Source organism: Limnothrix redekei LRLZ20PSL1, from assembly GCF_043235035.1.
In the GTDB taxonomy this organism is placed as follows: domain Bacteria; phylum Cyanobacteriota; class Cyanobacteriia; order CACIAM-69d; family CACIAM-69d; genus CACIAM-69d.
This window is the reverse complement of the sequence record NZ_JAZAQF010000078.1, coordinates 161709-175578: the sequence shown is the minus strand read 5'-3', so window position 1 is coordinate 175578 and position 13870 is coordinate 161709. Positions and strand designations below refer to the sequence as shown.

The 13870-nt window shown below is 53.4% G+C and carries 9 protein-coding genes; 4 read left to right on the top strand and 5 right to left on the bottom strand.

Features of this window, described 5'->3' with window-relative positions:
• The first annotated feature begins 169 nt into the window (after window positions 1-169).
• Window positions 170-1429, top strand: a complete 1260-nt coding sequence (locus VPK24_RS13445) for an S-layer homology domain-containing protein (protein WP_393014076.1) — start codon at window positions 170-172, stop codon at window positions 1427-1429.
• A 102-nt stretch (window positions 1430-1531) separates the two neighbouring features.
• Here VPK24_RS13445 and VPK24_RS13440 read toward each other — a convergent pair whose 3' ends face one another.
• A complete protein-coding gene (locus tag VPK24_RS13440; RefSeq protein WP_393014074.1) occupies window positions 1532-4192 on the bottom strand; it encodes a M1 family aminopeptidase in 2661 nt (886 codons plus the stop codon).
• A 438-nt stretch (window positions 4193-4630) separates the two neighbouring features.
• Between VPK24_RS13440 and VPK24_RS13435 the strand changes: the two genes are divergently transcribed.
• Both VPK24_RS13435 and VPK24_RS13430 read left to right on the top strand, forming a co-directional pair.
• Window positions 4631-5650, top strand: a complete 1020-nt coding sequence (locus tag VPK24_RS13435; protein WP_393014072.1) for a histone deacetylase family protein — start codon at window positions 4631-4633, stop codon at window positions 5648-5650.
• A 143-nt stretch (window positions 5651-5793) separates the two neighbouring features.
• On the top strand, window positions 5794-6129 hold the full coding sequence (locus VPK24_RS13430; protein WP_393014070.1) for a cupin domain-containing protein: 336 nt from the start codon (window positions 5794-5796) through the stop codon (window positions 6127-6129).
• Window positions 6130-6250: 121 nt separating this feature from the next.
• Here the strand turns inward: VPK24_RS13430 and VPK24_RS13425 are convergent, their stop codons facing one another.
• Window positions 6251-8581 (bottom strand): diguanylate cyclase, encoded by a 2331-nt coding sequence (locus VPK24_RS13425; RefSeq protein ID WP_393014068.1) that lies wholly within the window; start codon window positions 8579-8581, stop codon window positions 6251-6253.
• A 697-nt stretch (window positions 8582-9278) separates the two neighbouring features.
• Between VPK24_RS13425 and VPK24_RS13420 the strand changes: the two genes are divergently transcribed.
• The gene (locus VPK24_RS13420) at window positions 9279-10697 is read left to right on the top strand and encodes a tetratricopeptide repeat protein (RefSeq protein ID WP_393014066.1); all 1419 of its coding nucleotides are present in this window, start codon (window positions 9279-9281) and stop codon (window positions 10695-10697) included.
• 300 nt (window positions 10698-10997) lie between these two features.
• Here the strand turns inward: VPK24_RS13420 and gmk are convergent, their stop codons facing one another.
• From gmk to VPK24_RS13405, 3 genes are all read right to left on the bottom strand, one after another.
• Window positions 10998-11579, bottom strand: a complete 582-nt coding sequence (gene gmk / locus VPK24_RS13415) for a guanylate kinase (protein WP_393014064.1) — start codon at window positions 11577-11579, stop codon at window positions 10998-11000.
• 349 nt (window positions 11580-11928) lie between these two features.
• A complete protein-coding gene (locus tag VPK24_RS13410) occupies window positions 11929-12321 on the bottom strand; it encodes a plastocyanin/azurin family copper-binding protein (RefSeq protein WP_393014062.1) in 393 nt (130 codons plus the stop codon).
• Window positions 12322-12592: 271 nt separating this feature from the next.
• Window positions 12593-13741 (bottom strand): quinone-dependent dihydroorotate dehydrogenase, encoded by a 1149-nt coding sequence (locus VPK24_RS13405; RefSeq protein WP_393014060.1) that lies wholly within the window; start codon window positions 13739-13741, stop codon window positions 12593-12595.
• Window positions 13742-13870 lie beyond the last annotated feature (129 nt).

The following is a 13870-nucleotide window of genomic DNA, read 5'->3' as shown; positions in this document are numbered from 1 at the left end:
AATACTCGGCTCCGTTAAGATCTGCCAGTTTTTCAACTGTCCATCCCTTCGATCTCCGGATTTCAAACCCCTTTTCAGAAGTATTCAAAGAAGCATACAGAAGGCTTCTCTCAGAATTTTTTAGGGGATTCTTGATCGGGTTCCCCCTCGCTCCTCAGGATTTAAAACCATGCTGAATCGCAATCGCTGGAAAGCCGCCGCCGCTCTGTTGATGACCTTCGGAATGAACGTCACCACCATCACCCCGATGCTGGTTGCCCCTTTGGCTGCCCCTGCTCCAGCCGTGGCCCAAAGCATTTCATTCCCTGATGTACCTGCCAATCATTGGGCCAGTGATTACATCCGTGCGCTGGTTTCTCAAAACATTTTGGCGGGTTTTCCCGATGGCACTTTTCGCCCCGATGCACCGGTCACTCGGGCAGAATTTTCAGCCATGTTGCGCAAGGTTTATCAACGGGGCAGCATTCGCAGTGCGATCAATTTTGTAGATGTGCCCAGCAGCCATTGGGCCTATGATGCCATTCGCCGCGCCTATGAAATGGGCTTTGTTTCTGGTTATCCCGATGGCATCTTTTTGCCGGAACAAAACATTCCGCGCGAACAGGTTTTGGTGGCATTGGCAAACGGTTTGAACTATCAAGCAGCGGCTCCCACAGAACAGGTTTTAGGCAATTTTGCGGATAGTGGAGCCATTTCCAATTTTGCCCGCGGCCCGATCGCGGCAGCCACTGAAAAACGGATGGTGGTGAACTATCCGAACGTCAGCTATTTGAACCCCGGGCGCAATGCCACCCGAGCGGAAGTGGCGGCTTTTCTCTACCAAGCCTTGACCAGTGAAGGGCGCGTGGCGGCTCTGAGTTCGCCTTATATTGCTAATGCCCAAACTGTGGCCACCAACTATCGGATTGCGGCGGGCACATCCCTTCCTGTGAGCTACATGAAGGAAAAAATCCTGCTGATGCCGGATGAAACCTTGCCGGTGACTTTTAATGTGCGCAACAACATCACCACCACCACGGGCCAGGTGTTGATTCCGGCGGGCAGCCAAGTGAAGGGAAATCTGCAGCCGGCCGGTGACAAGGCGACGCAATTTGTGGCGCAGGAAATTGTAATGCCCGATGGTTCAACGCGATCCCTGAAGGCCACGTCCAGTGTGATTACAACGACGGAAACGGTGCGGAAGGGGGCTGATTTGGGTCGGTTGCTGAAGAATACGGCGATCGGGACGGCGGCGGCGGCGGCTATCTCGGCGGTGACGGGCGATCGGGCGATCGCCACAGAAGAGCTGCTGATCGGTGCGGGTGGCGGTGCGCTCTTGAGCCTGATCGAGCGGTTCTTGGGTCGCAACAGCATCGATGTGCTGGTGGTGCAACCGGAAACGAATCTGAACCTGACCCTCACGGATGATTTTGTGGTGGCGGCTCGCTAGGCGGGAAGTCCGCAAGCCCGGCAACGGGACTGAGACCCTGATTCAGAGCGTTCTCAGTCCCGTTGAGAGCATCCCGTTGAGCGAGATCGAGTGCAATGGCCCTTAGCTTGCGGGTTGCGGTTTCGATTTTGCTTCCAAATCTTCCAGGCGCGATCGCAGGGTTTGGTTGTCTTTTTTCAGTTGATCTAACTCTTGGCGTACCTGATCCAAGGCGCGATCGGAACCCGCATTGTGCTGCACTCGCTTCACGGCTTCTTCTGCCATCCGGCGCACGCGGCCATCGGGCGACTGGCTAGCCAACCCTTGCAAAATCCCGATCGCCTTGGTGGTTTCCATTTGTCCCAGGGCAGCCACCACCGCCACTTGGGTTAGGAAAAAGCTCTCGCGGGCATAGGTTTGCAGCCCATTCAAGACCCGATCGACCGCTGGGGCTTCTTGACCGTTGGCCACCGCACCCAGGGCCCGAATGGCCGCTAAGCGCAGGGCCTGGGGAATGCCCGGTTGACTGGTTTCCAGAATTAGTTCCAGGGCGGCGGCGGAGGTTTTGAGGGCGCTCAGACCAGTGATGGCCCCCGATCGCACCACTTCATTCCAGCCCGATCGCTTCTTCAGGGCAGATTTGAGCAGCGTAATCGCCCGATCGACCAAGGCCGGCTGGGCGGCCGCGATCGACCCGATGGCCGCCAAGGCCGCCGACTCGGTGGAATAGCTGGCATCACCCTTTTTGGCGATCGGCTCCAGCACCGAATAAGCCGCCTCGGTTTTGAGGGAAGCAATGGCCTGAATTACCGATCGACGCACGCGGGGATCCGAATCCTTCAACCCCGGCTTCAGGGCCGCCAACACCCCATCCAAGCCAATGGTGGCCAGGTTATCGGCCACCTCGGCACGCACCCCCCAGAAGCGATCGCGAGTCAGGGATTGGGCCAAAGCATTCAAGGCCTCCAGCGTGCCTTTTTGGGCGATCGCCTTAGCCGCAAACACCCGGGCGATCGGGTCAGGATCAAACTGCAATTGGGCTTTCAATTCCGGCAGCGGATAATCTAGCTCCACCGTTTTGAGCCAATGATTCCCCGGATCAAAACTGACGAAATCTGGTTTTTGCTCCAAGGGGAAATAGAAAGTTTGTTCCCGATCGTGAATGGCCAGCTTCACGGTTTTGAACGTGATCTTGGGGGCGGGGGCCGCCGCTTTTTTTGACTTTTTCGATTTCGGAGCAAGGCTGGCTGCTTCATAGCTGAGGGTTGCAAAGGCCACCGGAATTTTTAAATTAAACAGCGTCTCCAAATCCCCTTCTTTAGCTTGGGTTTGGATCACGGTCAATTTTGCAATGTTATTTTCCCCATCCCAGCTATAGGCAACTTTGAAATCAGGATGGCCTCCTCGAAACACGTACTGATCAAACAGAAACAACAAATTGCGACCCGTTGCCTGTTCGATCGCCCGCAAGAGGTCGATCGTTTCAATGGCACCAAAGGCGTGATTTTTGACAAATGTTTGAATCGATTTCCAAAACAAATCATCGCCCAATTCCTGATGCAGCATGTGGTAAACACAGCCGCCCTTTTCGTAGGTATGGCAATCGTAGAGTTCGATCGGCTCGCGATAAACATGGGTCACCATGGGCCGTCGGTAGCGCCGCCGATCTTCCCCTAAATAGGCCCGTTGATCACCCAGGCGATAATAGGCTGCTTCCTCCGATCCATATTCATGCTCAGTCCAAAGGGTTTCGGAATAGGTAGCCATGCCTTCTTTCAGCCAAGCATGGGACCAATGCTTAATGACCAGCAAATCGCCAAACCACTGGTGAGCCAGCTCATGAACCACCAAAGCTTCAGAATTGCGATTATCGATCGCCGCTCGTTCATCTAACAAACAGCGATCAGTTAACAGGGTCATGGAGGTGTTTTCCATACCCCCGAAAATAAAATCCTCCATGCAAGCTTGTCCATACTTGCTATAGGGATAGTCATAGTCAAATTTTTCGCTGAGAAAGTCCATCATCGCGGGCGTTTTGCCCATGGTGCGCTGGGCTTCCGAAGCCCGATTCTGAGCGGTGTAATAGCTCACAGGTCGGCCGCGCCACTCATCCTTAATCTCTGCAAAATCTCCCACGGCTAGGGTAAACAGATAAATCGGATGAGGCTGTTTTTGATGCCAATGGTAAGTGGTGGTTTTGCTCTTAGTGGTCTGATTAATCAGCTCTCCATTCGAGAGCACCAGCAAACCACTGGGCACTTGCACTTGCATTTCGGAGGTGCAGAGTTGCCCTGGAAAATCAAAGCAGGGAAACCAAAACCGAGAATCTTCATCCTCCCCTTGAGTCCAAACCTGCACATTTTTATTGGGATAGTCCGCCGTGGGCTGCACAAAATAGATGCCTCGTTGGGGACGATCTAATTGATAGTCAATGACTAATTTAAAGAGGCGATCACGCTGGGTTGGTTCCGCAAGGGTAATGGCTAATTTTTCGCCGTCATACTCAAATTTCTGGGCGGTTTTGCCCACTCGCACCCCTTGAATTTGCATCGCCACCGCATCTAATTCCAGGCGATCGACTCCATGTTGTACGGGCAACAGGTCGATCGAGCAAGTTCCCGCGACCTGGCAATTGGGAATATCCAACACCAAATCAAGGGCCACATGTTGCGTGTGCACCGGGCGATCGGGGAGATAGTGGGGCTTGGCTCCGGGAAGTTGAAACGATCGCGCTTCATTTGCACTCAAACCCCAAAATGCTTCCAAAAACCGATTCCGCGACATGGTGGATTGCCCCTAACTACGATGGACTAGCGAAAAAATTGCTGACAAATTGAGAAATTTAAGTCAGCTTGGCCAATTACTGATGGTCTTGGGCACAATAATCATTGGCTCATCCCAGACTTACCGTAGTTATTTTTAACATAACAATGACTACGTTTGATCCCTAGAAGCCTGTAATATTTGCCCAAAACTCAAGAAAAGTAGGCTACTATCCCTATAGTCTGCTGTTAAATCAAAGAGATAATTGGATTCATTTTAATAATTTTTCAGGATCATGATTTAGTTTTAGAATTTAGTATAAATTAATCAATATTTAATATTTATATTTAAAATTTTAGACTAATTTTATTTTTAATTTCAAATTCAAATTTGAAATTTATTCAAGTTATTTTTTAGTCTATATTGCTCGTCATTCACATTCATAAATCATAAACAAAGATGAGCTTCGCAACCTATCTTCATCTTCAATCATTCAACCTTTCCAAGCCACTGCAAGCTATTACATTTGCTAGATACTCATTGCCTTACTATCGGCAAGTTTGCCAAGCACTTGCTCAAAGCTGTTCACAATATCAGTCCTTGCCTCCTAAGAAAGCTCGGTTAGCAGACTATGCCAGTGTCCATAGTCAAGCCTATCTGAAAAAGCTAATTCTGAAAGCGCTCGATCGCCCATTGGATCAGGCCAGCCTTGCGCTGCCAGCCATTGGTTCTGACTGTCAAGGACTTGAGTATGCGATTCCAGGCTATCTATATGGCTTGGGCGGTATGCTAGAGGCCATTGATTGGATGAAACAGGGCATTCTTCAGCGAGCTTATTGCTTTAGTATGGTTGGTCACCATGCCCATCGTGAATGGGGTCATGGATATTGTTTACTTAATCCTTTAGCGGCGGCAGTACGCTATGCCCAACTGAATGACTTCGCCAAGGTCGTTGTCATTGATTGGGACATTCATCATGGTGATGGGACTCAAGAAATTTTCAGCCATGATTCATCTGTTTATTGTATTAGTATTCATAGCACTGCAGATCTTTACATGGCCAAGGCTTCTGGTCTCCAGTGGGGAACTACGGAACAAGCCGATCGCGTGGGTCATTGCAATATTCCAATTATTCCCAAGAATTTTCCGCGCAGTGCGCTTGCAGAAGATGGGTTAGGGGGTGAATTTTATGAGGGTCAGAAAGGCATCAAAATATTTCAGGAACGGTTAAGTTATTTACCGTGGAAACCTGATTTGATCACTATTTTCTCAGGATATGACTCTCATCAAGAAGATTGTGGAGAGGACACAACCAACTGGACTAATGAAGACTTTGTGCAATTGACCGAGATCACTTTACGGACTGCCCATTATTTCAATTGCCCGGTACTATCTTGTCATGGTGGAGGATATCGATTACCGATTACAGTATCGGCAGCCAGTGATCATATAAACACTCTGGCTAAATATTTGATTTAGTAGTAATCAGCAAATCTCAACCGATTGAAATGAGCTTAGTGATATTAGCCACTAGATTTCAAAATTCACATCGAATTTTAGGCTTCATCTCTGACTTGATTTCTGAATTTAATGGTGATTTTCAAATTTAATTATTGGACAATATGGCAGATTCTAAAATTGTTGCTTCTATCAATAACCTCTTCCAAAATATCCCAATCGAGTTACCCGAAGAGATTTTTGAAACGATTTTGCAAACTCCCGAGATCAAAATTGAGCGAATTTTATCGAAGGGACACCGATCGGAACCCGAATTCTGGTACGACCAAGCGCAATCCGAATGGGTTTTGGTGCTTCAAGGTCATGCCCATTTGGAACTACCGGAGGGCATTGTTGAGCTAAAGCCTGGCGACTATTTCAATATTCCTGCTCACCAAAAACATCGGGTTGCTTGGACAGACCCGGATGTGGAAACCATTTGGCTGGCAATTTTTTATTGAAATTTGCGGTCTGATGAGAGGGGATGAATTGCTGTTTTTGAGGCTTGATTAGCCCTGCGATGTTGCTTTCAAGATTGCTTTCAAGATCGATTTCAAGATCGACTTTTAACCTTGGGTTCTTTTAACTTTGGGCCACAACAACTCGATCGCGTCCAGCCCATTTGGCTTGATAGAGAGCGGCATCGGCCGCTTGCAACAGGGTGGCTACGGTAACCGCGTGTTGCGGAAAACTGGCCACCCCAAAGGAGGCAGTGATTGCCCCCAGGGTTTGCCCGCCGTGACGCAAGGACAAATACTTCAGCTCTTGGCACATGACCTCCGCCCGTTGCACCGTTTCTTCGAGGGTGGCTCCGGGCAAAATCAGTGTCATTTCCTCGCCACCATAGCGACAGGCGATATCGGAACCTCGAATGCGACTTTGCAGAAATTGCGCCACTTCCTGCAACACCAAGTCTCCGGCATCGTGGCCAAAGGTGTCGTTGAATTGTTTGAAATGGTCAATGTCCAAAATGATCGCCCCGATCGGGGAGCGATCGCGCCGGGCCCGACAAACCGCTTGCTCCAGGGCTTCCTCTAAATAGCGTCGGTTATAAAGACCGGTGAGCGGGTCGCGGATGCTTTGTTGTTGCAGGGTTTCCCGCAGTCGCAGGTTGGAAATGGCTAAGGCCACCTGCTCCGCCACGGTGCGGGCGAGCTGTTGTTTTGGAGCCGAAAGGGAATCGTGCTGCGGGGTGCAAAGATACAGCAGGCCTAGGGTTTCGCTTTGGGCCATCATTGGCAAACAAAGGGATTCCGCTTGGGGGCCCAGGGGATGGGCATGGCGACAGAGCAACCCCGTGTGTTTGTGCTCGGCCCAGTGGATGCGGCCGCGGCGCAGGGCCCAGCAATCATCGGGATAGAACAGGGTTTCCCCGATCGGGTCAGGGCCCCAAGTGGCCACCGCCTCCAGGGCCACGCGGGTCGATTCCAGGGTAAACAGGGCCCCGGAACAGCCGGGAAACAGAGCTTGCACCAGGTCGGCCACGGCCGTGTAGGCTTCCTCCACGGTCACGCAAACCTGCAGGAAATCAATCATTTCACTCAGCAGCGCCATTTCGCGGTTGCGAAACTTCAGCTCTTCAATGCGTCGCTCCAGTTGTTGATTGGTTTCCTGAAGCACCTGTTCGGCCTGCTTGGTTTGGGTCACATCCCGAAAAGTCAGGGTCAGGCCGTCGCCTAATTTCACCGCCGTGAGCTGCAACCAAGCATCGCGGCCGTCAACTTGGGCGATTCGGAGCGATCGACTAAAGGCCTGGCCAGTTTCCACCACCCGCACATAGGCTTCAAAGAGGCCGTCTTGGCGCACAAGGGGTACTTGATCAAGCAGTTGTCGATTTAATAGTTGATTGCGCGATCGCCCCAGCACCATTTCGGCCGAGGCGTTCACCGCCGTCCACAAAAAGTCCACAATTTGCCCGGCCCCGTTGCGGATCGTGCGCAGGGCAGCAATTCCATCGATCGAGCTGTCGAGAATATCCGCCAGTTCTTGTTGGGTGCGGGCCAATTCGCTAATGTCCGTCAGGACTCCCCAAAGGATATCTTCCCCGTTGACCGCACTGTGGCGCACCGCCCGCACCAGACCATGAACAATGTTTTGGTTGCGGTGCTCAAACCGCTGAATCAGTTGAATGCAGTTGGCCTGGTTCACCTGCACCGCCTGCCGTAGGTTGTTCAGGGTCGATCGATCTTCCTCAATGAGCCGCTGTTCCCAAGTGGCCCACTCATCGGCCAACTCCGAGGGGCCATAGCCCAACAGGGCCTTCCACCGAGGCGACAACACCAAGCGATCGGTCGTTAGGTTCCATTCCCAAGCCCCATCGTTCACCACCTGAGCAATCCCATCGCCCACTTGTCCTAGGAAATGGGTCAAGCCGGCTGACCAGTAGCCATGCACCGGCTGCGAACAAATTAGCGGGGAATAATCTGATTCTGGGGCTGATTCTGGCAACTGACCAGCCAGGCCGCCCCGTTCCACCACTGCTTCCAGCAAGGCAGTACGGGAAATGACCCCCGCCAAAACTCCCTGCTCCTCTAGCAACACTAACCAGGCGCATTTTTGAGCTTGAAACGTGTCCCAAGCAGTTTGCAAATTGGTCTGAGCGGGCAAGGTCACGGGCGGTCTAGCCAGGCTCATGAGGGAAGAGGTGGCCAATTCCCGCTGGGTCACCACGGCCCAAGTTAGCTCGCTCACCGTCAGCACCCCGATCGGCTTCTCGCCCTGGGCCGTCGGCAACACCAGCACAATTAGTTGTGATTCAGCAATCTGCGATGGGTGAATTCCCTGAAGATGCTGCACCATGTCTGCGATAGTTTTGTCCGCTGAAATCACCAGCGCTTGCGTTGCCGCAAGGTAGCCAGCTTCGCCCAGGGACAGGGAACGGACAGCGGGAATAATTTGGTGAGAATCAAGCACAGGATAGGATAAAGCAAACGCCTGAATCGGTGAAATCGTTTAAATCGTTTTCGGCAGCCGTAGTGCAGTGTTTTGACGGATGGGGCCGGTTAATCATGAGCAACGTCCCCAGCGATCTCTAAGGGGTCAGCGGGGAGCCTGGGCTAGTTGATCATGATTAATATCCAAATTAATAGCCAAAATCAGTACCCAAACAGTGCTAAGGCTGTTTATCGCCACACCGAGGCGTGCGATCACCTGATCCTAACCCATTCGTCCCAAGACCCTGATGAATCGCCTGATGCATTTCCCAATGCACTAGATGTGCGCCCAGATGCACGAACTGATGTGCTCGTTACTGAATTTCCATTGAATCCCCGAGTGGATTACCTGATGGACTGCGGGATCAACTGTCGGATGAATCGAGCGGTGCCCAGCTTGCAGCAACCATCAAGCCGAGTGGCCAGCCGCAACACGGCAGAATTAACCAGCAATCAACGGCTCCGCATTTATTATGAGTGGGTTAGCCCGGTCTTCATCAAGACCTGTTAATAATCAGGTTCATGATCAAGCTCGGTTGATGAGACATTGGGGACGAAAGCTCAGGAAAGTTTGCCTCAAAATCCGTATGGGTTGATACAAATCACCGCAAGCTCTCTACCAATTGCTAGGATTGCCCTAATGACGGCGGTTGGTATGTGATCAGCGAGGCGGCGTAATGACTGATAATGCGGCCTTCTGGGAGGGCATCGAGCAGGCAAAACAAGGCGACCAAGCAGCGGCGATCGCTTGCTTTGACCAAGCCATTGCGGCGGATCCCCATTGGGCTGAAGCCTATTACCGGCGGGGTTTGGCCTATTTTGATATGGGCCGATTACAACAGGCCGCTTTTGACTATTCGCGGGCGATCGAACTGGCCAATGATTATCAACCGGCTCTCTATGGCCGAGCCTTGGTTCGTGTGGTTTTGGATCACTTTGATGGGGCGTTGGATGATTTAGCCCATCTGCTGCAGCTCAATCCTCAAAATCCAGCGGCCCACCAACTGAAGGCAACGGCCCTGCGTAAGCGAGGAGATTTGACCGCCGCGATCGTCAGCTTGCGCAAGGCGACGGAGCTTTATCTCGATCGCCGCGATCCCGTGGGGGCCCGGCAATGTTTGGATTTACTGAAGCAACTACAACCCAACGCCAGTCCGCCTGTGCTGACGGAACCGTTGCCCCCGTTTAATGCACCGCCCACGTTGGCCAGTTTGCAGGCCGCCGCCACGGGCACATCCAGTACAGATGCGTCCGATGCGAGCACACCCAACACGGGCACACCCAACACGGGCACACCCAATACGGGCGCACCCGTGGGAGCGATGATGCGCCCAGAGGCCTTTTATGCCCAGGCTTTGAACCGGGCAGAGTCGGGAGATATACAGGGGGCGATCGCGGAGTTAGATTGGGCCCTGAAGTTGGATCCTGTGGATCCAAAGGCGCTGGCTTGTCGGGCAGCGGTGCGCATTAAGCAAGGTAACTGGCAAGGGGCGATCGCGGATTGCAACCGGGCGATTCAAGGGGGTGGGGCTGATGCCACGCTCTACCGTTACCGAGCCAGGGCCAGGCTGGAAATGGGCGATCGAACAGGGGCGTTGACGGATTTAGATCAAGCCTTAGCCCAAGATGACCAAAACCCGCTGCTGTGGCTGGCTCGGGGCGATGCCCAACAGGCACTGGGAAACTACAGCGCCGCGATCGGGGACTATAACCAAGCATTGGAGTTGGGGGGCGATCGGCCCACCATTTTGCTGTTGCGGGCCCAAGCAGCCGTTCGCCAAGAAAACCTGAAACAGGCGATCGAAGATTACCAGACCGCCGCTAGCTTGTTTTGCGATCGCAACGACTGGGAACGCTATCGCACCACCTTGGAACAACTCAAGATGTTGCAACAGCCGGTGAATCTGTCTCCTGGGTTGCCCCAAAAGGCCCAAAATCCCCTTTGGCAGCGGCTGTTGGGGCGGGTTGGCGGCCAGGAAGCGATCGCGCAAACCCTGCTCGATCGGGCCCGGGAACATTACCCCAACATGGATGAAGATTGGTATTTGGAAAAGGTGCTCTATGACCTGGAACGGGATGACCTCCCGGAGGATTAGGGCCTGTCGTCAAATCGTCTGAAACCCTGATGACCTCGTTCTTCAAACAATCAGTCGTAGGGGCGAGGTCTCCTCGCCCATTCCCGTGATCCTTGGGTGTTCCCAGGGGTGGACAGGGTTGTGGCGATCGCCCGGGTTAGGGTTGGGAGACCCAACCCCTACGGCGATGAACCGGGTTAGGGTTGGGAGACCCAACCCCTACGATGATTGGGGAAATGCAAACGGGTCCCAAAGACCCATGATTTCGATTTACGAAAAATCTGGGAACTGGCTTTGGGAAATGGCAACGGCAGGGTTTAATCAGCTTTCGCCAGCCACAGGGGTTGCGATCGGGGAGAACATAATCGCTTCCAGTTGAATCAGCGCCTTGTCTAGGTCGTCGTTCACCACCTGCTGATCAAACTCATCGGCGGCGGCCACTTCCTCGCGGGCCCGGGCCAAACGCCGCTCGATCGCCGCTTCGGCATCTTGGCCGCGCGATCGCAACCGTCGTTCTAACTCATCCAGCGACGGCGGCAACACAAACACCCGCAACGCCTCGGGAAAGGTGGTTTTGACCTGACGCGCTCCCTCTAACTCAATTTCCAACAACACCTGCTCGCCCCGAGCCAGACGCTCCACAATCGGTTGGCGCGGGGTTCCGTAACAATTGCCGGCAAACTCGGCCCACTCCAGCAGGTCACCCGCTTCGGCCATGGCCATGAACTGATCGCGCGACACAAAAAAATAATCCTGCCCGTCCACTTCGCCGTCACGGGGCGATCGAGTGGTGGCAGAAACGGATAAATACAAATCGGGATGGCGTTCGCGTAACAGCTTCACCAATGTGCCCTTGCCCACGCCGCTGGGGCCTGTTAATACCGTTAGCGTTCCGTTCGCCATTTGATTTGCGTGCCGATCTTCAAATGCATTAATACTGGTCTCAAGCAAGGGAAAACAATGCTGATTTAAAGCTGATCTAAAAACTCGAAACCTCGTGAATTAAAAATCTATTAATCAAGAACTCGTCAACCGAAAGCCTGTCAAGTGATGGAGCCAGGTCGCTCCTAGTCCATCAGCCTAGATCCCAATCATCCTGTCAGTTTTGGCGATTTTGAGCGTGGCTTTAGCCCTTTAGGCCCTATGCCAGTGGTCGTATTCTCCACGATCGCTCGATCGCATTCTTGGGGCTAACTGGCTTGCCACAAAGTGTAGTCAGCCAATGTGATTAGCCTAATAAATTAGCCGGTGGTTACTGAACCACAATCTTGCCGGCCATGCCAGCGCCACGGTGAGGTGCGCAGTAGTAGTTGTAGGTGCCAGCAGGCAGGTCGCTCGGCAGGGTGAAGCCAGCTTCGCCTTTGCCCAACAGTTGGCCCAGTTTCTTCACTTCAGCCGCGTCAAACTTCGAGGCATCTTCCAACACCACGTTGTGGGGCAAACCAGCGGGGTTCGACCAAACGATCGTGTCGCCAGCCTTGGCGGTCACGGTTTCAGGGGAGAACTTCAGCAGGTTGGTCATTTCCACGCTGTGGGTTTCGGCCAGGGCGCTGGGGGCCACGGCGAACAACACACCAGCAAACAGAACGACGGCAGCCACCAGCAGGCTAGCGCGACGGGCGATCGATTTCATCCAAGCTTTCATTGGTCAAAAACTCATGAAAGGGGTTTTACAGGTTGAATTCTATCGCTCTCCCGTAGCAACGGTGCTGGTTTTGACCAATTTCCTTTGGCCGATTCGATTTGATCGATTAGGTCAGACCGATTGGGTCAGATCGATTAGGTCAGATCGATTAGGTCAGATCGATTAGGTCAGATCGATTGGGTCAGATCGATTGGGTTAGATCGATTGGGTTAGATCGATTGGGTCAGATCGATTAGGTCAGATCGATTGGGTTAGATCAGCTTGATCGAGCCTATCGCTCCAAGGAACCGTGACCACAGCCGATCGCCTGGGTAATGGATGACCAGCCACGCTCCGCCAGCTTGGCCGCCAAGCCCTCAGCAATGCGGCGGGGCAGTCCCGGCCCCTCGTAGATAAAGCCGGTGTAAATTTGCACGAGGCTGGCCCCGGCGGCAATTTTGTCCCAGGCATCTTCGGCGCTGAAAATACCACCCACGCCAATGATGGGCAGTTGGCCGGCGGTTTGGCGATAGATATGGTGAATGACCTCCGTGGCCCGATCGCGCAGGGGTTGGCCACTAATGCCCCCGGCTTCGGCGGTGATTGGGTTGCCCGTTTGCTTCAGGGTTTTGGTTTGCAGTTGATCGCGACGGATGGTGGTGTTGGTGGCAATCACCCCTGCTAGGCCAAAGCGCTGGGCAAGGCTAATCACGTCATCGATCGCGCTCCATTCCAAATCCGGCGCAATTTTCACCAACAGGGGTTTCTGGCCTTGGTTGTCTTGCTGAAGGCTGTCCAAAATTTCCCCGAGTCGATCGGCATCTTGGAGCGATCGCAGGCCGGGTGTGTTGGGCGAAGACACATTCACCACGAAATAATCGCCCCAATCCTTCAGCAGCTGGAAGCTGCCCAAATAGTCGGTGGCGGCCCCTTCCAATTCGGTGATTTTGGACTTGCCCAGGTTGACCCCGATCGGAATGTTGGGATTCTCCCAGGGGGAAGGACGAAGGGCGGCCAGCCGTTCAGCTAGCGCCGCAGCCCCTTGGTTATTGAATCCCATCCGGTTCAGAACGGCGCGATCGGGCAGCAGGCGAAATAGCCGAGGTTGCGGGTTACCCGGCTGGGAATGGAGCGTCACCGTGCCCAACTCCGCAAAACCAAACCCCAATTGCTCCCAAGCCCCGGCGGCTACTCCATCTTTGTCAAAGCCGGCCGCCAGACCCACGGGGTTCTCAAACCGCAGGCCCCACAGGGTTTGGCCCAGTTCTGGCGCTTGGGCAGTAAACCAATGGCGCAGGTTGGCCAGCATCGATCGACCCGTGGCCGATCGCCGCAACTGAGCCAACCCTTGCAACAACTCCATGGCCTGGTTGTGGGCCCGTTCGGGGCTAGGAGCCAAGGGCGAAAACACCAACGGACGAAGGACGCGATACCAATCCATAAAACGGCAGCAGGAGGCTGATGCGGGCTTGAGTTCGCCAACAGCAAAGCAGACCCACCCCGATCGCGCAAGTCGCCAATCAAGTCGCCAAGGGCGCAATCGGCGGTTTTAGGGGGCTTTGAACCGACG

Bases quoted from the DNA above. Each gene is read 5' to 3' on its own strand.
- VPK24_RS13430 (WP_393014070.1), top strand. From the start codon at position 5,794: ATGGCAGATTCTAAAATTGTTGCTTCTATCAATAACCTCTTCCAAAAT.
- VPK24_RS13420 (WP_393014066.1), top strand. From the start codon at position 9,279: ATGACTGATAATGCGGCCTTCTGGGAGGGCATCGAGCAGGCAAAACAA.
- VPK24_RS13410 (WP_393014062.1), bottom strand. From the start codon at position 12,321: ATGAAAGCTTGGATGAAATCGATCGCCCGTCGCGCTAGCCTGCTGGTG.
- gmk (WP_393014064.1), bottom strand. From the start codon at position 11,579: ATGGCGAACGGAACGCTAACGGTATTAACAGGCCCCAGCGGCGTGGGC.
- VPK24_RS13445 (WP_393014076.1), top strand. From the start codon at position 170: ATGCTGAATCGCAATCGCTGGAAAGCCGCCGCCGCTCTGTTGATGACC.
- VPK24_RS13440 (WP_393014074.1), bottom strand. From the start codon at position 4,192: ATGTCGCGGAATCGGTTTTTGGAAGCATTTTGGGGTTTGAGTGCAAAT.
- VPK24_RS13405 (WP_393014060.1), bottom strand. From the start codon at position 13,741: ATGGATTGGTATCGCGTCCTTCGTCCGTTGGTGTTTTCGCCCTTGGCT.
- VPK24_RS13435 (WP_393014072.1), top strand. From the start codon at position 4,631: ATGAGCTTCGCAACCTATCTTCATCTTCAATCATTCAACCTTTCCAAG.